An 18,593-nucleotide genomic window follows, 5' to 3' on the forward strand; every position below is an offset into this window, starting at 1 on the left:
CACACCGTCAGGCATCCGCTCCGTGGGCGGGCCCCCGAGCGCTGTCCACCACACGCAATGCGCGGTGTCGCACGATAAGTTTGCGCAGGCGGCCCTGGGCGCCGGAATGCAGCGTGTCAAAGTGGTCTGCGGCGGCCAGCAGCGCCGGCAGGGTCTGCGCTGCGGCCGCAGGCTGGCGAGCGACCAAGCCCAGCGCATGTTCGCGGTCAAAACGCGGCCCCCAGACCAGCGACATCAACTCGTCGTGGGGGTCGGGCATGCCCGCCAGCAGCGCAGGCCCATGTTTGCGCACGCCCTGTGCCAGGCGGTGGATGGGTTCCAGCGTAGGAGACATGTGAACGCCCCCCGCCATCAGCCGCGCGCCATCCAGCCCTTGCGCCTCTGCATCATCTCGCGCACTTTCTGCTGCTGGTCGGGGTTCAGGCTGTCGTAGAAATCGGCCAGTGCGCTGATGACTTCGGGGCTGTTGGCCTGGACCGCGCGGGTTTTCTCATCCAGCAAGGTCTGCGCACGCGCGCGGTCAAACTTGGCGCCCGCCACAATGGCCTGCATTTCGGTGCGCGGGTCCGCAGTCTTGCCGATGAAAGCTGCCCGCTGGGCTTCCATCTTGTCGGCCAGCACATTGAGCTTGAGCTTTTGCGCCTCGTTCAGGTCCAGCTTGCTGCTGACGCGCTCCACCACTTTGCCACGCACCTCGGTCATCTTCTCGGGGCTCATCGGGCCGCGGTGATGGTGGCTGCTGGAGCAGGCCGTCAAGCCGCCCACGGCAATGGAGGCGCCGAAGATGCCCATCAGGGTTTTCTTGATCCAGGGTTTCATGGTGCAGTCCTTTCATGGACGGTGTTGAACATGACCCTGATGGTGCCGACAGACCCCGCCGATGGGGTCTCGACGCAGTTTCGGTTTATTTCATTTTGTTTCACCCCCCGTGCTATGCCACCCACCAGCCTGCAACATAGCTGCGAGTGCCCTTAACGGACCACGGCGGAAAGCACAACAAGGCGATTTGCCAACTCGGCAGCCTCAGTCCGCATCCGGTCGAGTGGTATGGTGCCGACGCTCCAGCCGCCATACCAGATATGGAAGGCAATCACCCCCGCGAAGCCTTGGCCCAAGCCATACACCTCTATCGCCTCCTTGATGCCGGGGTGCAAGGTCGGAACACCGACCAGAATTTTTCCGTCGAACACCCTTGCCAGATACTGCTGGGCACCTTCCGGGCGGATGTGCAGTGTCAGCACCGACATCGCTTTGCTCCGCAACCACCCATTTGCAGGCGAAAAGTCATCAGCCCATCGCCTGCGGCTCTTGACAGTCCAGATCGGCAAACTGCAACTCCCGCTCCAGGCCGTGACTATCGCTGCGGCCCAGAGGCAGGTTGTCGGTTTGCTGGCGTTGCAAGAGCCTGTCTGCGGGCTGGCCCATTTGCAGAAAGGGAGCTTGTGGGCAAGCTTCCAGGTGGTGAGAAAGCGTGGGATCGTAGTACAACATTTTTACTCCTCAGGCCGCTCCGATGAAGGCCGGTAAAAAGATTGGTACATGCCCATGCACGAGCGCATGTCAGAGCCCAGAGAACACGGATGTGGGACAGCGCATACACGCCAAGTGCGTAAGACCAAGGGGCCGGGTTTGCAAGTGCCCTTGCCCGGAAGAGGACTACGCCGCCTTTTTCAGCAAAGGAGACTCCCCCATTCCGAGCGCATCGCCTTCACCGGCCAGCAAACCAATGCAGTCCAGTGCTGTCGGGGAATCACACGGCTGTGCATACACACGCAATGCGATGTCCTGCGCGGCCGGGGAAAAGTACAGCCAGAGGTTGTCGTTCGCCTTGTCGTAGCAAGAAAAAAGTGCCCTGCCAGAACCAGGAGGACACATCAAGAACTTCGACATGAACATCTGCTGGATTCGCAAGGCAGGCTCAAAGGCCTCATCGTCGTTGCCAAGCGCCAATTTGTACCAACTGCTCATATGCACCTTTCGTCTGGCCGTGCCAGCAATACAGATGCTTCATCGTATTTTTGGCCTGCGACTATGGCCCTTCTGGTGCAGCGCAACACTCTGTAGGACGATTTCTCCCGGTGCCTGGAGTTTTTCCAGGAATCCCCCCACCAGGGACCTCAGTCGTAGGAAGACTCCAGATCGCAATGCGATTCCCGGTGGTGTATCTTGACGCGGGCTCCACAGGCTCGCAGGGTCGCACAACCGAGGCCGGTGACATACAGCACCTGGGCTTTCTGATGGGGTGAATCGACGGGCGGAAGCTGCACCTCCACCATTCCAGCCGCGCGCAGGATGCGCAGCTTGTCGATGTTGACGACATCCGATTCAATCAGGGGAAGCGCGTCGCGCTCCAGCGCTCTCAAGTACTCCATTGGCATGGTGGCCTCCGGCGTGAACGAGCGTGCATTGTGCGGCGTGAGCCCCTCAGGCTCAAGAATTGATACACGAAGCTACAACCTCGCGATCTAATCAGGCTGCGTCGCCCAGTGACAACCTGCGCCGCTTGGAGATACGGTCCGTAGACCCAAACCCATCTTCACAACGCTGCGATTGCGATGTATGGAACAAGCGGCACTGCAGCCAAGAGCGGCGAACAAAACCTAGCGCAGCGGCCCGGGCTAAGCGTTCCTTCGCAGGCAGTACAAGCCGTACAACAAGACGGGCGGCCGCCAGGGGAGTTTTGTTCGCCGCGCTAAAACCTTCAAACCCTGCTGACACGTCGGAGGCCCGTGTAAACCGGACATATTTCACGATTTACTGACCCGCCCATCGCACACCAATCGGAACCGGACTTAGGATGCACCTACCGTCAAATCTGGCGGTTCGCCCCTCCCCTGTGCGAGTGATGCAATGATTTAGCCCGCCTCGTGCGGGCTATTTTTTTCGAACCTCGCGGCTCTCGCCGCAGGCAAACAGCCCCTGCCGACCAATCTATCGCACTCAATTGCCAATATTTCCCAGGGCATCGACGGTCAGCACACCAACCCCTGGGAGGCAAACAAGGATCTTTCGGTGCAGCAGTTTCTGGAAAGAGTCTTGGAATGCATGGATGCAATAGCCCCCGAAGGAAACGCGGGAACAACTAGGCGCAGTCGGTGATTTTTCAGGTTTGTTCCCCCATCCGTTCCCCGGTTTAGCTGTGGCTACCAGCGAACTACGGCGCATGTCCATGCACCGTAAGTACCTGTTTTACCAATGAAAAAGGGCGTTCGCTGGAAATCAGCGAACGCCCTTGGACGTTATGGTGGTGGAGCTGGCGGGAATTGAACCCGCGTCCGCAAGCCTTCATCGGGCAGATCTACATGTTTAGCGATCTGATTTGAGTCTCGCCGCCTGTGTCGCGCAGTCGCACGCTACACAGGCCGCCAGCACCCTATTTTCTCGCTCCAACCCAAGGTACCCGGATCAGAGCCAGCCCATGTAATTATCCTTGCAGCCGGGAGGCACTGATTGCTCAGAACCCCCTTGCCCAGCCCATCGGCCAACTGTTGCAAGGCTCACTGGCAATTAAGCAGCGAGTGCGAAACGTTCGTCGTTTGCAGTTAGTTTTTTAAATCGAGATTTACGAGCGTGACTCAAGCTCGACATGCACCACACCGATTCCGAACCCACGTCGAAACCAGGACAGCCCCAGACCCTCTATTTTAGGTGCGTACAAGCAATTGCAAGAGCTCGACCGGAGATTTAATTGCAGCATGGGCGCCCCACTCCGCCGGATTGGTCTTGGCCCCCAGGTATCCGTAGGTTGCTGCGACAGTTCCCATGCCCGCAGCGAGGCCTGCAAGAATGTCGCGCTCATCGTCCCCCACATAGATGCACTGCCCCGGCTCCAGTTTCAAGCGCGACGCCGCTTCGAGCAAAGGGGCTGGATGGGGTTTTGCATGGGGAGTGGTATCTCCGCTGATCACCGCTCCTGCGGTCGCAAACAGTGGAATGGCGCGGGTCAGAGGGTCCGTAAAGCGGGTCGCCTTGTTGGTCACCACGCCCCATGCCAAATTGCGGCGGAGGATCTGGGATACCAGCTCCGGCACCCCCTCAAAAATGCTGGTGCGTTCTGTCATGCACGACTCATAGTTCACGAAGAACTCCTCGCGCATGGTCAGAAAGTCGGGATGGTCGGGCGCCATGCCAAATGCCTCGCCCAACATGCCACGGGCGCCAGCACCGGCCATCGGACGATAGCGCTCCAGCGGCAGGGAGGGCAAACCACGGTCCGTGCGCATCTTGTCGGCAGCAGCACCTAAATCAGGGGCACTGTCAATCAGTGTTCCATCCAGGTCAAACAGCACCGCGCGGATATTCTGAAACATTGGCTGGGCCTCAGGCTGCGCGCCGCGTGGCAAACAGGTAGTTCACACTGGTGTCGCTGCTCAACCAGTAACGTTGCGTAAGGGGGTTGTACTCCAGGCCTCGGGTGGTCTGCACGTCAAGGCCCGCACTGCGGCAGCTGGCGGCCAGTTCGCTGGGTCGAATCATCTTGGCGTATTCATGCGTTCCACGGGGCAGCATGTTCAATACATATTCAGCGCCCACAATGGCCAGCATGAAAGCCTTGGCACTTCGGTGTATGGTCGAAAAGAACACCCATCCGCCCGGCTTCACGAGCTTAGAGCAGGCTCGCACAACCGATGCAGGATCAGGCACATGCTCAAGCATTTCCATGCAGGTCACCACGTCAAAGCTGGCGGGTTGCTCTTTGGCGAGCGCCTCCACACTGACTTCCCGGTACTGGATATTGGTGGTCTGGGCCTCCAGCGCGTGCAACTGGGCCACTCGCAGCGCCTTGGAAGCCAGGTCAATACCCAACACGTCCGCGCCTTTGCGGGCCATGGAATCGGCCAAAATACCGCCGCCACAGCCAACATCCAGTACACGCTTGCCTGACAGGCTGCACTGCGCATTGATCCAGTCGAGCCGCAAAGGATTAATCTGGTGCAAGGGGCGAAATTCACTTTCGGGATCCCACCAGCGATGGGCCAATTCCGAAAACTTGGCCAGTTCGGCCGGATCTGCATTGACAATTTCACTCATGCACTGATTCTCCACGACGAAAGGCAATGGACAAAAAACCTCAGACGCAAAAAAGCCCCGATAACGGGGCTTTTTTGGGAAGCAATCCGAGGATTACTTGGAAGCGCGGGTACCGACCACTTCGATTTCCACGCGACGGTTCTTCGCACGGCCTTCGGCAGTCTTGTTGTCAGCCACGGGTTGCTTTTCGCCCTTGCCTTCGGTGTAGACGCGGTTCTTTTCGATGCCCTTGGACACCAAGTAAGCCTTCACGGCTTCGGAACGACGCACCGACAGCTTCTGGTTGTAAGCATCGGAGCCCACGGAGTCGGTATGACCCACGGCAATGATCACTTCCAGGTTGATGCCCTTGACCTTGGAGACCAGGTCATCCAGCTTGGCCTTGCCTTCTGGCTTCAGCACCGACTTGTCGAAGTCGAAGAATGCGTCAGCAGCGTAGGTCACCTTGGTGGCCACAGCAGGAGCTGGAGCGGCAGGAGCTGGAGCAGCGGCAGCAGGAGCTGGGGCAGCAGCAGGAGCGGCAGCAGCAGGAGCAGGAGCGGCGATAGCGCCATCGCAGCCAGGAGCAGCCGTTGCAGGCGTCCAGTTGGCATTGCGCCAGCAGTATTCGTTGGTGCCGTTCTTCCAGACGATGCCAGAAGCGTTTCTCCAGTTGTCAACGGTTTGTGCGCCAGCGGCGGTTGCGAGCGCTGCAGAGGCAAACAACATCGCCACTTTGTTCAGTTTCTTCATGGTTCTCCTCTTGGGGAAAAAGCCGCAGCCGCGCTGCGAATCAGGACGCTTGGAGTGACCATCACCCAAAGCGTTCAAACGATTGTGCCATACGTAACAGGGCAAAAGCGGGGGCACCCGCCTGGGGGCCGTAGGACAAAACCGGAATTGCTTCGATATGTTGCGTGGTCGCTACACGGTCTTACCTCTAAAATGGTTCTCCTTCGCCGCCACCGCAGTCCCCAATGACCCAGTTTGCCAAAGAAACCCTGCCGATCAGCCTCGAAGAAGAGATGCGGCGCAGTTACCTTGATTACGCGATGAGCGTGATCGTGGGCCGGGCCCTGCCCGACGCGCGCGACGGCTTGAAGCCAGTGCACCGCCGCGTGCTTTTTGCGATGCACGAGCTCAACAACGATTGGAACCGGCCCTATAAAAAGTCGGCCCGTATCGTAGGCGACGTGATTGGTAAATACCACCCACACGGTGATTCCGCTGTATACGACACCATCGTGCGGATGGCACAGGATTTTTCGCTGCGCCATATGCTGGTGGACGGCCAAGGAAATTTCGGATCGGTGGATGGCGATAACGCCGCAGCGATGCGGTATACCGAAATCCGCCTGGCCAAAATCGCGCATGAAATGCTGGGCGATATCGATAAGGAAACCGTCGATTTCGGCCCCAACTACGACGGCAGCGAAAAGGAACCGCTGGTATTGCCCAGCAAGCTCCCGAATCTGCTGGTCAACGGTTCGGCCGGTATTGCCGTGGGCATGGCCACCAATATCCCGCCCCACAACCTCAATGAAGTGGTCGATGGCTGCCTGCACATGCTGCGCAACCCCGATGCCACAGTTGATGAGCTGATGGAGATCATTCCCGCGCCCGACTTCCCCACGGCCGGCATCATCTATGGCATCAACGGCGTCAAAGACGGTTACCGCACGGGGCGCGGGCGTGTGATCATGCGCGCCAAGTGCCATTTTGAGGACATCGACCGGGGCCAGCGCCAGGCCATCATCGTCGATGAGCTGCCCTACCAGGTCAACAAAAAGACGCTGCAGGAGCGCATGGCCGAGCTGGTGCACGAGAAGAAGATCGAAGGCATCAGCCACATCCAGGACGAGTCTGACAAGTCGGGCATGCGCTTGGTGATTGAACTCAAGCGCGGCGAAGTGCCCGAGGTAGTGCTCAACAACCTGTACAAGCAGACGCAGCTGCAGGACACGTTCGGCATGAACATGGTGGCGTTGATCGACGGCCAGCCCCGCCTGTGCAACCTGCGCGACCTGATCAGCGTCTTTTTGCAGCACCGCCGTGAAGTGGTCACCCGCCGCACAGTGTTCGAGCTGCGCAAGGCGCGCGACCGTGGCCACGTGCTCGAAGGCCTGGCCGTGGCGTTGGCCAACATCGACGACTTCATCGCCATCATCCGCAACGCACCCACCCCGCCGGTGGCCAAGGCCGAGCTGATGACCCGCCCCTGGGACAGCAAGCTGGTGCGCGAGATGCTCACCCGCACGCGTGCCGACGGTGGCGTGATCAATGCTGACGACTATCGCCCCGACGGCCTCGAAAAAGAATTCGGCATGGGCCAGGACGGCCGGTACCGCCTGTCGGAAACGCAGGCCCAGGAAATCCTGCAGATGCGCCTGCAGCGCTTGACCGGCCTGGAGCAAGACAAGATCGTGGCCGAGTACAAGGAGGTCATGGCGGTCATCGAAGACCTGCTGGACATCCTGGCCAAGCCCGAGCGCGTCTCCACCATCATTGGCGACGAACTCACCTCCATCAAGACCGAGTTCGGCCAGCACAAGCTGGGTGCTCGCCGCAGCATCGTCGAGTACAGCGCGCAGGACCTCTCCACCGAGGACCTGATCACCCCCACCGACATGGTGGTGACGCTCAGCCACACTGGCTACATCAAGAGCCAGCCCCTGTCCGAATACCGTGCCCAGAAGCGCGGCGGACGCGGCAAGCAGGCCACAGCGACCAAGGAAGACGACTGGATCGACCAGCTCTTCATCGCCAACACGCACGACTACATCCTGTGCTTCTCCAACCGAGGCCGCCTGTACTGGCTCAAGGTCTGGGAAGTGCCCGCCGGCTCGCGCGGATCGCGTGGCCGCCCCATCGTGAACATGTTCCCGCTGCAAGACGGCGAAAAAATCAACGTCGTGCTGCCACTGACCGGCGACATGCGCACTTTCCCGGCCGACCGCTATGTGTTCATGGGCACCAGCATGGGTACCGTGAAGAAAACGGCGCTGGATGAATTCAGCAACCCGCGCAAGGGCGGCATCATCGCCGTCAACCTGGATGACGGCGACTACCTGATCGGCGCCGCCCTCACCGATGGCAAACACGACGTGATGCTGTTCAGTGATGGCGGCAAGGCCGTGCGTTTCGACGAAAACGACGTGCGCCCACTGGGCCGTGCGGCACGTGGCGTACGCGGCATGATGCTGGAAGACGGCCAGAGCGTGATCGCCATGCTGGTCGCCGAAGACGAAACGCAGAGTGTGTTGACCGCCACCGAAAACGGCTATGGCAAGCGCACCAGCATCACTGAATACACCCGCCACGGCCGGGGCACCAAGGGCATGATCGCCATCCAGCAAAGCGAGCGCAATGGCAAGGTGGTGGCCGCCACGCTGGTGCATGCTGACGACGAGATCATGCTGATCACCGACAAGGGCGTGCTGGTGCGCACCCGCGTCTCCGAGATCCGCGAACTGGGCCGCGCCACGCAGGGTGTCACACTGATCGCATTGGACGAAGGCTCCAAGCTCAGCGGGCTGCAACGTATTGTTGAAAACGATGCCAATGTGGCTGAGGGCGAAACCGAAGGCAACGCCAACGACGGAAACCCGCCAGCCGCCGAAACCCCGGAACCACCAGACGCTTGAGTCAGACCAGCGGGTGCTGCCCCGACGGCGCAGCACCCATTGCGCTATTAAAACTGAAGCTGCTAGCGCTTATCTGATAAGCGCCAGCAGCCATTTTGACCAAAAAAATGAAACGCCCATACAACTTCTCGGCCGGCCCGGCCGCCATACCCACCGAAGTCCTGGAGCAGGCCGCCGCCGAGATGCTGGACTGGCATGGCAGCGGCATGGGCGTGATGGAAATGAGCCATCGGGGCAAAGAGTTCCTGTCCATCTACGAACAGGCGGAAGCCGATCTGCGCGAGCTTCTGGCCGTGCCCGCCAACTTCAAGATCCTGTTCATGCAGGGCGGTGGCCTGGCCGAGAACGCGATCGTCCCGCTCAATCTCTCACGGGCCGGTGTGGTTGATTTTGTGGTGACTGGCAGCTGGAGCCAAAAGTCGCAGAAGGAAGCGCGCAAATACGCATCCGAAGTGAACATCGTGGCCTCCTCCGAAGACACCGGCTTCACCACCGTGCCCGACCCGGCCTCCTGGACGGTGAGCCGGGGCGCGAGCTATTTGCACATCTGCAGCAACGAAACCATCAATGGCACCGAGTTCCACGAGTTGCCCGACCTGAAGGCGCTGGGCAGCGATGCACCGCTGATCATTGACTTCTCTTCCCATGTCGCATCGCGGCCGGTGGACTGGTCACGTGTCGGACTTGCCTTTGGCGGTGCGCAGAAGAACCTCGGGCCTGCAGGCCTCACGCTGGTGATCGTGCGCGAGGACCTGCTGGGCCACGCCCTGCCCGCCTGCCCCAGCGCGTTTGACTACCGCGTGGTGGCAGAAAACCAATCCATGTTCAACACCCCCCCCACCTGGGGCATCTACGTTGCAGGCCTCACCTTCCAGTGGCTCAAGCGCCAGACCGAAGGGGCCTTGAGCGGTGTGGCAGCCATGGAGCAGCGCAACATGGCCAAGGCGGATCTTCTCTACAAAGCCATCGACAGTTCGCAGTTGTATGTGAACAAGGTGGCTGCCAACTGCCGCTCGCGCATGAACATCCCGTTCTTCCTGCGCGACGAAAGCCGCAACGAAGCCTTCCTGGTCGGCGCCAAGGAGCGCGGCCTGCTGCAGCTCAAGGGCCACAAGTCCGTGGGCGGCATGCGCGCCAGCATCTACAACGCCATGCCCCTGGCGGGCGTGCAGGCGCTGGTGGACTACATGCGAGAATTTGAACAAAAACACGCCTGAGCGGACTACGGCCCACCCACGTTTTCGCGACAGCGCACCGATATTTTCCCATCCATGAACACTCCGCAAGCCTCACCCGACCTCGCCAGCCTGCGCGTGCAGATCGACAGCATCGACCAGCAACTGCTCACGCTGCTGAACCAACGGGCGCTCGTGGCCGAACAGGTGGGTGAAGTCAAGAAGCGCGAAGGCACGCCCTTTTTCCGACCCGACCGTGTAGCCCAGGTCATCGACAAGATCACCAACGCCAACCCTGGGCCGCTCAAGGGTGCGCACGTCGCTGCCATCTGGCGCGAGATCATGTCCGCCTGCCTTGCGCTTGAATCGCCCCAGCGTGTGGCCGTGCTGGGCCCCGAGGGCACGTTCTGCGAGCAGGCAGCGATCGAGTTCTTTGGCGGCGCAGCCGACCTGATGTACTGCGCCAACTTCGACGAAGTGTTCCACGCCACAGCCGCTGGCAGCGCGCAGTACGGAGTGGTGGGCGTTGAGAACTCCACGGAGGGCGTGGTCACCCGCTCGCTCGACCTCTTCCTGCACACCCCCACCCATGTGGTGGGCGAAGTGAGCCTGCTGGTGCGCCACAACCTGCTGCGCACCAGCAACTCACTGGATGGCATTGAGGTGGTGCTGGCCCATCCGCAAGCGCTCGCACAATGCCAGGCATGGCTGTCCAAGCACCTGCCGCATGCCGAGCGCCGCCCGGTGTCCAGCAATGCCGAAGGCGCACGCCTGGCCACCACCAACCCTGCCTGGGCGGCACTCTCCAGCGAACGCGCAGCCACTCAGTTCGGCTTGCACATCGTCTCCCACGCCATTCAGGACGACGCCTACAACCGCACCCGCTTCGCCATCATCTGCCTGCCGCACACGCTGCAGACGCCACCGCCCTCGGGCAAGGACTGCACCAGCCTTGTGGTGTCGGTGCCCAACCGCCCTGGCGCCGTGCACGACCTGCTGGTGCCACTCAAGACGCACGGTGTGTCCATGACGCGCTTCGAATCGCGCCCCGCCCGCACCGGCCAGTGGGAGTATTACTTCTACATCGATCTCGACGGCCATCCTGCCCAGCCCCATGTGGCCAGGGCGCTGGAAGAACTGCGCAGCCTGTGCGCGTTCTACAAGGTCCTGGGCACCTACCCTGTCTCGTCATAAGGAGCCGTCGCCATGTTCGAACAACTGGGACTGATCGGCTGCGGGCTCATGGGAGGCTCATTCGCCCTGGCAATGAAGAAGGCCGGCCTGGTCAAACGCGTGGTGGGTTACAGCAAATCACCCTCCACCACCGACCGCGCCCGTCAGCTGGGTGTGATCGATGTCGAGGCGCCGTCCGCCTTGCTGGCCGTTGCTGGCGCTGACATTGTGCTGGTGGCCGTGCCCGTGGCCGCCACCGAAGCCACGCTCAAGGCCATCAAGCACCTGGTCACCCCCCAGATGCTGATCATGGACGTGGGCTCCACCAAGGCCGATGTGGTGCAGGCCGCACGCCGCGCCTTGCGCGATCAGGTGGGCTCGTTTGTGCCCGCACATCCCATCACCGGGCGCGAAGTGTCGGGCGTGGAACACGCCGAGGCCGATCTCTACAGCGGGCGCCAGGTGATCCTGACGCCCACCGAACGCACCTTCACCGCGCAGCTGCAAAAAGCCCAGGACATCTGGACGGCACTGGGCAGCCGTGTGACCAGCATGTCGCCCGAGTCGCACGATGCGGCGTTTGCAGCTGTCAGTCACCTGCCCCATGTGCTCGCCTTTGCGATGATGAACAGCATCACGGGCCAGGACGCCGGAGACGACTTCCTGTCGCTGGCGGGCCCGGGGTTCCGGGACTTCACGCGCATTGCAGCCAGTGATCCCAAGGTGTGGCGCGACATCCTGCTGTCCAACCGCGACGAGCTGATAGCCCAGTCCAAACTGTTCCAGCAGGCACTGCACACCATCGAGCAGGCCATGCAAAAGGGCGATGCCCAGGCGCTGGAAGACATGCTGACGCTGGCCAGCGAGACCCGGGCGCATTGGCGCATGGGTGCGAAGAGAAAGTAACCCCCTGAGTCGCCTGCGGCGCCTTCCCCCAAGGGGGACGCACCCAGTGGCCTGGCAAAGCCAGTTCCACGGGTGCACTGGGATGGGCCTGCGCCAGTAATGACGGGCGCTTGGACCAATGGACGAAAGATACCGATGTACAGCACCGCATTTATTGACCTGCCCCCCTTGCAAGCCGCTGCAGGTGAAGTCCACCTGCCGGGCTCCAAGAGCATCTCCAACCGGGTGCTGCTGCTGGCGGCGCTGAGCAATGGCACCACCACCGTGCACGACCTGCTGGCGTCCGACGACACCCGCGTCATGCTCGATGGGCTGCGCCAGATTGGCTGCACCGTGGACGAGGCGGGCAGCACCGTGCACATCACGGGCCTGGGCGGCCGCGCACCGCAGTCGCCGGCCAAGCTCTTCATGGGTAATGCTGGCACTGCCATGCGCCCGCTGACGGCCGCACTGGCCTTGCTGGGCGGTGAATTCGAACTGTCGGGCGTCCCGCGCATGCACGAGCGCCCTATTGGCGACCTGGTGGATGCACTGCGCCAGCTGGGCTGCCAGATCGACTACCTGGGGAACGACGGCTACCCGCCGCTGCGCATCGCCCACGCCAATGGCGTCCCTGCGCTGGCACTGGCAGAGCCAATCCGCGTGCGCGGCGATGTGTCCAGCCAGTTCCTGACCGCTCTGCTCATGGCATTGCCACTGGCGGCTGGCACCCAGAACATCGTGATCGATGTGGTGGGGGAATTGATCTCCAAGCCCTACATCGCCATCACCCTCCAGCTTCTGGCGCGCTTCGGCATCGTGGTCGAGCACCAGAACTGGCAGCGGTTCACGATTGCGGCGGGCAGCCGCTACCAGTCGCCCGGCACCATCCACGTCGAGGCCGACGCATCATCTGCTAGCTATTTCATAGCGCTTGGCGCAATCACATCAAGCGCCAGCGGCCAAAATGGCATCAGAATTCAAGGCGTGGGCCTCGATTCGATCCAGGGCGACATCCGCTTTGTCGATGCCGCCCGCGCCATGGGTGCCGTGGTCACCGGTGGCCCTAACTGGCTGCACATCCAGCGGGGTGAACCGGGCCAGGGCTGGCCGCTCAAGGCCATTGACCTGGACTGCAACCACATCCCCGATGCCGCCATGACGCTGGCCGTGATGGCGCTGTATGCCGAGGGCACCACCACGCTGCGCAACATCGCCAGCTGGCGCGTGAAGGAAACCGACCGCATCGCCGCCATGGCCAACGAACTGCGCAAGCTTGGAGCCACGGTGGAAGAAGGGGCGGACTTCATCCGCGTCACGCCACCTGCCCAAGTCCAAGACTGGAAAGCGGCCAGCATTCACACCTACGACGACCACCGCGTGGCCATGTGTTTCTCGCTGGCGGCGTTCAACCCGGCGGGCCTGCCCGTGCGCATTGAAGACCCAAAATGCGTGGCGAAGACCTTCCCGGATTACTTTGAAGCCCTGTTCTCGGTGGCAAGCACTGCCACTGGCCACATCCCGGTGATCTGCATCGACGGCCCCACCGCCTCGGGCAAGGGCACCGTGGCGGCGGCGATCGCGCAGCGCCTGGGCTACCGGTTCCTGGACTCTGGTGCGATGTACCGCATCACGGCCCTCGCCGCCCTGCGCGCTGGCCTGGCCATCAGCCCCGAGCACGAGGCCCGCATTGCCGCCTTGGCGCAGACGCTGCCCGTGCGTTTCGAAGGGGGCCGGGTGTGGCTGGGCAGCGACGATGTAACGGAAGCCATCCGCACCGAAGAGGCCGGCATGAACGCATCCCGCGTCTCTGCCCTGCCTGCCGTGCGGGGGTCGCTCGTGGATCTGCAACACAGCTTCCAGCGTCTGCCGGGGCTGGTGGCCGACGGCCGGGACATGGGCACGGTGATCTTCCCCGAGGCCCCTTTGAAGGTCTATTTGACGGCCAGCGCTGCCTGCCGCGCCGAGCGCCGTTATAAACAGTTGATTTCAAAGGGTTTTTCGGCTAGTATCGCAGACCTCCGCGCAGATCTGGAAGCGCGCGACGCCCGGGACAGCACCCGCAGCGTTGCACCTCTCAAGCCCGCGCAGGACGCTCTGGTCCTGGACAACTCCGATTTGACGATTGAACAAGCCGTTGAAAAGGTGCTGGCCTGGTGGCAAGAGCGTCAACCTTTCGCAGGGTCTGCGCAGGGTTGAAACGTGTGGCGCCTTTTTTAGAACGGGCTCCACAGGCAATGCTGAAAGGCCTTGCCACAGGCCCACGCAACTCCTCTCGCGCGCCAGCGCACAGGTTGTGTGGATCGATAACCTAACCCGCGGTTCTACCGCAAAAAACCACCGCAAGCAGCTATAAAAACAGTAGCAATGGTGCTACTGGAATCCTGTTTGTGGCAAGGAAACACATGTCCGAATCTTTTGCCGCCCTTTTTGAAGAATCTTTGCAGCGCACGGAAATGCGCCCAGGCGAAGTCATCACCGCTGAAGTCGTGCGCGTTGAGCACAACTTCGTGGTCGTGAACGCTGGCCTCAAGTCCGAAGCCTACGTGCCGCTGGAAGAGTTCAAGAACGACAAGGGCGAAGTCGAAGTCCAAGTGGGTGACTTCGTGTCGGTGGCCATTGGCTCCATCGAAAACGGCTACGGCGACACCATCCTGTCGCGCGACACCGCCAAGCGTCTGGCTTCGTGGATGAGCCTGGAAAAGGCCCTCGAATCCGGCGAATTCGTCACTGGCACGACCAGCGGCAAGGTCAAGGGCGGTCTGACCGTTCTGGTCAACGGCATCCGCGCATTCCTGCCCGGTTCGCTGATCGATACCCGTCCGATCAAGGATCTGACGCCGTACGAAAACAAGACCATGGAATTCAAGGTCATCAAGCTGGACCGCAAGCGCAACAACGTGGTGCTGAGCCGCCGCGCTGTGGTGGAAGCCTCCATGGGCGAAGAGCGCGCCAAGCTGATGGAAACCCTGAAGGAAGGCTCCATCGTTCAAGGCGTGGTCAAGAACATCACCGAATACGGTGCGTTCGTGGACCTGGGCGGCATCGACGGCCTGCTGCACATCACCGACATGGCATGGCGCCGCGTGCGTCATCCCTCCGAAGTGGTGACGGCTGGCCAGGAAATCACGGCCAAGATCCTGAAGTTCGACACCGAAAAGAACCGCGTGTCCCTGGGTCTGAAGCAAATGGGCGACGACCCATGGATGGGCGTGAACCGCCGCTACCCCCAAGGCACCCGCCTGTTCGGCAAGATCACGAACATTGCCGACTACGGCGCATTCGTCGAACTCGAACCCGGCATCGAAGGCCTGGTGCACGTGTCTGAAATGGACTGGACCAACAAGAACATCGCTCCCGCCAAGCTGGTTTCGCTGGGCGACGAAGTCGAAGTCATGGTCCTCGAAATCGACGAAGACAAGCGCCGTATCAGCCTGGGCATGAAGCAGTGCAAGGCCAACCCATGGCAAGAATTCGCACAGGACACGAAGCGCGGCGACCGCGTGAAGGGTCCTATCAAGTCGATCACCGACTTCGGCGTGTTCGTGGGCCTGGCTGCCGGCATCGACGGCCTGGTTCACCTGTCTGACCTGTCGTGGAACGAAGCTGGCGAAGCCGCAGTTCGTAACTACAAGAAGGGCCAGGAAGTGGAAGCCATCGTGCTGGCCGTGGACGTGGACCGTGAACGCATCTCGCTGGGCATCAAGCAGCTCGACGGCGACCCATTCACGACCTTCGTGACCGTGAACGACAAGGGCCAGACGGTGACCGGCAAGGTCAAGACCGTGGACGCCCGTGGCGCTGAAATCGACCTCGGCGAAGACATCGTTGGCTACCTGCGCGCTTCGGAAATCTCCCGCGACCGCGTGGAAGATGCCCGCAACGTGCTCAAGGAAGGCGACGAAGTCACGGCCGTGGTGGTCAATGTGGATCGCAAGACCCGCAACATCCAGCTGTCGATCAAGCAAAAGGACATGGCTGACGAACAAGGCGCCATGGCCAACCTGAGCCAACAGTCCAGCCGCGAAAGCGCCGGCACGACCAGCCTGGGCGCCCTGCTGCGCGCCAAGCTGGACAACTCGGAAAAGTAAAGCGCTGACCCGTTGAGGAGCCTCAGCGCACATTGCGCGGTAAGCTCCTTGTACGGTCAGACAGCGGGCGCCTCGGCGCCCGCTCTTTTTTCAGCAAAGACCTGCCCACCCGCAGCCTGCCCATGCCCCAAGATTCCATGACCCGCTCAGACCTCGTTGAAGAACTGGCCGCGCGCTTTGGTCAGCTCACCCATCGAGATGCCGAATACGCCGTCAAGACCATCCTGGACGCCGTGGGCGAGGCCCTGGTGCGTGGGCACCGCATCGAGATCCGGGGCTTTGGCAGCTTCTCGGTCAACCACCGCCCACCCCGCATGGGACGCAATCCGCGCAGCGGCGAGGCCGTGGCCATTCCCGAAAAACGGGTGCCCCATTTCAAGCCTGGCAAGGCCCTGCGTGAAGCCGTGGACAAGCGCACCGCCGAGATGGAAGAAAACTCCGGTGCCGCCAGCAGCACAACCATTCAAAAATAATAGCTGCTCGCGCTTTACAGATAAGCGCTAGAGGCCTATTTGACTTGAATTTTTATCCTGCAAGGGCCATGCGGCCCAGCAGGCACAAGCTCTTAGAATCGCCCCACCACTGGGGAGACCGATGAAATACCTCCTGTGGCTGCTCAAGGCAGCCATTTTTTTTACGCTGTTTGCCTTCGCGCTGAACAACCAGCAGGACGCCACCGTGCACTTCTTCTTTGGCACGCAATGGCGCGCGCCGTTGGTGCTGGTGGTGTTGACCGCATTTTCAGCGGGCCTGGCCGTGGGAGTGCTGGGCATGGTGCCGCGCTGGTGGAGGCACCGCACCGCAGCGCGACGCGCCCATGCAGCGGTGGCAGCGCCTACGCCCGTGGCATCCTCCGCAGCAGCGGGCTCCATGCCCCCCGCCCCGCCACCACCGCCCGACCTGCCTTCAGCCCATGGAATTTGACCTGACCTGGATCCTGCTGGGTCTGCCCGTGGCCTTTGTGCTGGGTTGGCTGGCTTCGCGTTTTGACCTGCGCCAACTGCGTGCAGAAAACCGCCGCGCGCCCAAGGCCTATTTCAAAGGCCTGAACTTCCTGCTCAACGAGCAGCAGGACCAAGCCATCGACGCTTTCATCGAGGCCGTGCAGAACGATCCCGATACGTCTGAACTGCACTTTGCCCTCGGCAATCTGTTCCGCCGCCGGGGCGAATACGACCGCGCCGTGCGCGTGCACGAGCACCTGCTCTCGCGCGGCGACCTCTCCCGCACCGACCGCGAACGCGCCCAGCACGCGCTGGCGCTCGACTTCCTCAAGGCCGGCCTGCTTGACCGCGCGGAAGAAGCCTTGCACCGCCTGGAAGGCACCCCCTTCGAAGCCCAGGCCCGCTTGGCGCTGCTGGCCATTTATGAACGCTCACGCGACTGGCCCCACGCAGCCACCATCGCCCGAAAGATGCACGACGCGGACCAGGGCGACTTCAGCACCCGCCAGGCCCACTACCTGTGCGAGCAGGCGCTGGCGCTGAGTGCCCAGGGCGACCTGCCCGGTGCCCAGGCCTTGCTGGAACAGGCCGTGGCCGCCGCCCCTGAAGCTGCACGCGCGCGCATTGAGCTGGCGCGCCTGCAGCGCCTCATGGGCCAACCGGCGGCAGTGCTGGCCACACTCAAGGCCCTGGGCGAGCGCAACCCTGCCGCACTGCCGCTGGCCGCCCAACTGATGGTCGAAGCCGCCACGGCCGCCGGGCGCACCGAAGAGGTCCACGCCCTGCTCCAGGCCCACTATGCGCAGGCCCCTTCGCTGGATGTGCTGGAGAGCATCGTGGCCATGGAAACCACCGACGAGGCCACCCGCCCCTCCGCCCGGCAGCGCTACGTGGAGCACCTGGACAAAGAGCGCTCGCTGGTCGCCGCTGCCAAGTGGCTGGCCACCGAAAAGCTGGAACACGAAGAATTTCACCCCCAGATCCAGCGCGCGCTGGACCACGCGGTCAAGCCCCTGACCCGCTACCGCTGTGCGGCCTGTGGCTTCGAGGCCCGCCAGCATTTCTGGCAATGCCCCGGCTGCCAGACCTGGGACAGCTACCCCGCACGCAGGGTCGAAGAACTCTGACCCGCCATTCCAGCCCTCCACGCCAAGGACACCCGCCACCATGCTGAAGACACTGCTGACCCTGATCGCCACCTTGCTGCTGGCCACCACCACCGCCTTCGCCGCCGTGGACGTGAACACCGCCACCGAAGCCGAACTCGACGGCATCAAGGGCATCGGGCCCGGCCTGTCGGGCCGCATCCTGGAAGAACGCAAGAGCGCCCCCTTCAAGGACTGGGCCGACTTCATTGGCCGCGTGGGTGGCGTGGGCAACAAAAGCGCCGTGAACTTCTCCAAGGAGGGCCTGACCGTCAACGGCAAGAAGTACAGCGCAGCGGCCGCCGCCAAGGCGGAAGCCAAGAGCAAACAGAAAGAGAAAGAAAAAACCGCCAGCCACCAGGGCACCGAACGCAAGGCCCGCAGCAGCGCAGACAAGACCGCCGCAGCACCAGCCACACCATCAACAGCGGCACCTGCAGCCCCCGCCCCTGCCGCTACCCCAGCAGCCAGCGCTAGCAAAAACTAAGCAGACTTCACAAGCAGCAAGCCCGCTCCAGCGGGCTTT

General features: G+C 62.0%; 19 protein-coding genes and 1 other RNA gene. 10 read left to right on the forward strand and 10 right to left on the reverse strand.

The window, feature by feature from the left end; all coding sequences use genetic code 11:
- Positions 1–7: 7 nt before the first annotated feature.
- The 10 genes from ACODS0_RS04470 to ompA form a co-directional block, all read right to left on the reverse strand.
- Positions 8–334 (reverse strand): hypothetical protein, encoded by a 327-nt coding sequence (locus ACODS0_RS04470; RefSeq protein WP_055394234.1) that lies wholly within the window; start codon positions 332–334, stop codon positions 8–10.
- 17 nt (positions 335–351) lie between these two features.
- Positions 352–819 (reverse strand): Spy/CpxP family protein refolding chaperone, encoded by a 468-nt coding sequence (locus ACODS0_RS04475; protein WP_055394104.1) that lies wholly within the window; start codon positions 817–819, stop codon positions 352–354.
- A gap of 152 nt (positions 820–971) precedes the next feature.
- The gene (locus ACODS0_RS04480) at positions 972–1,247 is read right to left on the reverse strand and encodes a hypothetical protein (protein WP_488833102.1); all 276 of its coding nucleotides are present in this window, start codon (positions 1,245–1,247) and stop codon (positions 972–974) included.
- Positions 1,248–1,287: 40 nt separating this feature from the next.
- Positions 1,288–1,488, reverse strand: coding sequence for a hypothetical protein (locus ACODS0_RS04485; protein WP_488833104.1), 201 nt, complete (start codon positions 1,486–1,488; stop codon positions 1,288–1,290).
- A 168-nt stretch (positions 1,489–1,656) separates the two neighbouring features.
- Positions 1,657–1,968 (reverse strand): hypothetical protein, encoded by a 312-nt coding sequence (locus ACODS0_RS04490; RefSeq protein WP_055394110.1) that lies wholly within the window; start codon positions 1,966–1,968, stop codon positions 1,657–1,659.
- A 149-nt stretch (positions 1,969–2,117) separates the two neighbouring features.
- Positions 2,118–2,378, reverse strand: a complete 261-nt coding sequence (locus ACODS0_RS04495; RefSeq protein ID WP_121420406.1) for a hypothetical protein — start codon at positions 2,376–2,378, stop codon at positions 2,118–2,120.
- A gap of 867 nt (positions 2,379–3,245) precedes the next feature.
- Positions 3,246–3,632: a transfer-messenger RNA gene (ssrA, locus tag ACODS0_RS04500) on the reverse strand.
- Positions 3,633–3,644: 12 nt separating this feature from the next.
- The gene (locus ACODS0_RS04505; protein WP_176886246.1) at positions 3,645–4,310 is read right to left on the reverse strand and encodes an HAD-IA family hydrolase; all 666 of its coding nucleotides are present in this window, start codon (positions 4,308–4,310) and stop codon (positions 3,645–3,647) included.
- A gap of 10 nt (positions 4,311–4,320) precedes the next feature.
- Positions 4,321–5,031, reverse strand: a complete 711-nt coding sequence (gene ubiG, locus ACODS0_RS04510; RefSeq protein WP_218300001.1) for a bifunctional 2-polyprenyl-6-hydroxyphenol methylase/3-demethylubiquinol 3-O-methyltransferase UbiG — start codon at positions 5,029–5,031, stop codon at positions 4,321–4,323.
- A gap of 93 nt (positions 5,032–5,124) precedes the next feature.
- Positions 5,125–5,763 (reverse strand): outer membrane protein OmpA, encoded by a 639-nt coding sequence (gene ompA, locus ACODS0_RS04515; protein ID WP_121506111.1) that lies wholly within the window; start codon positions 5,761–5,763, stop codon positions 5,125–5,127.
- A gap of 224 nt (positions 5,764–5,987) precedes the next feature.
- Between ompA and gyrA the strand changes: the two genes are divergently transcribed.
- The 10 genes from gyrA (at position 5,988) to ACODS0_RS04565 (ending at position 18,554) form a co-directional block, all read left to right on the forward strand.
- Entirely contained in the window at positions 5,988–8,654 is a 2,667-nt protein-coding gene (gyrA, locus tag ACODS0_RS04520) for a DNA gyrase subunit A (protein ID WP_488833107.1), read from the forward strand.
- Positions 8,655–8,761: 107 nt separating this feature from the next.
- Positions 8,762–9,871, forward strand: coding sequence for a 3-phosphoserine/phosphohydroxythreonine transaminase (gene serC, locus ACODS0_RS04525; protein ID WP_121506109.1), 1,110 nt, complete (start codon positions 8,762–8,764; stop codon positions 9,869–9,871).
- A 54-nt stretch (positions 9,872–9,925) separates the two neighbouring features.
- Positions 9,926–11,023 (forward strand): prephenate dehydratase, encoded by a 1,098-nt coding sequence (gene pheA / locus ACODS0_RS04530; protein ID WP_121420410.1) that lies wholly within the window; start codon positions 9,926–9,928, stop codon positions 11,021–11,023.
- Between the two features lie 12 nt (positions 11,024–11,035).
- Entirely contained in the window at positions 11,036–11,908 is an 873-nt protein-coding gene (locus ACODS0_RS04535; RefSeq protein ID WP_488833110.1) for a prephenate dehydrogenase, read from the forward strand.
- 135 nt (positions 11,909–12,043) lie between these two features.
- Positions 12,044–14,086, forward strand: coding sequence for a bifunctional 3-phosphoshikimate 1-carboxyvinyltransferase/cytidylate kinase (locus ACODS0_RS04540; RefSeq protein WP_488833112.1), 2,043 nt, complete (start codon positions 12,044–12,046; stop codon positions 14,084–14,086).
- Positions 14,087–14,277: 191 nt separating this feature from the next.
- On the forward strand, positions 14,278–15,978 hold the full coding sequence (gene rpsA, locus ACODS0_RS04545; RefSeq protein WP_304439398.1) for a 30S ribosomal protein S1: 1,701 nt from the start codon (positions 14,278–14,280) through the stop codon (positions 15,976–15,978).
- A 137-nt stretch (positions 15,979–16,115) separates the two neighbouring features.
- Complete coding sequence (locus ACODS0_RS04550) at positions 16,116–16,451, forward strand: integration host factor subunit beta (protein WP_455423998.1); 336 nt, start codon at positions 16,116–16,118, stop codon at positions 16,449–16,451.
- 121 nt (positions 16,452–16,572) lie between these two features.
- Positions 16,573–16,902: a LapA family protein gene (locus tag ACODS0_RS04555; RefSeq protein WP_055402518.1), complete on the forward strand. Its 330-nt coding sequence runs from the start codon at positions 16,573–16,575 to the stop codon at positions 16,900–16,902.
- A complete protein-coding gene (gene lapB / locus ACODS0_RS04560) occupies positions 16,892–18,049 on the forward strand; it encodes a lipopolysaccharide assembly protein LapB (RefSeq protein WP_488833117.1) in 1,158 nt (385 codons plus the stop codon). The genes ACODS0_RS04555 and lapB overlap by 11 nt, the downstream gene beginning before the upstream one ends.
- Before the next feature lie 40 nt (positions 18,050–18,089).
- On the forward strand, positions 18,090–18,554 hold the full coding sequence (locus ACODS0_RS04565) for a ComEA family DNA-binding protein (RefSeq protein ID WP_488833118.1): 465 nt from the start codon (positions 18,090–18,092) through the stop codon (positions 18,552–18,554).
- Positions 18,555–18,593 lie beyond the last annotated feature (39 nt).

The sequence above is a fragment of the Acidovorax sp. FG60 genome (genome assembly GCF_057808995.1).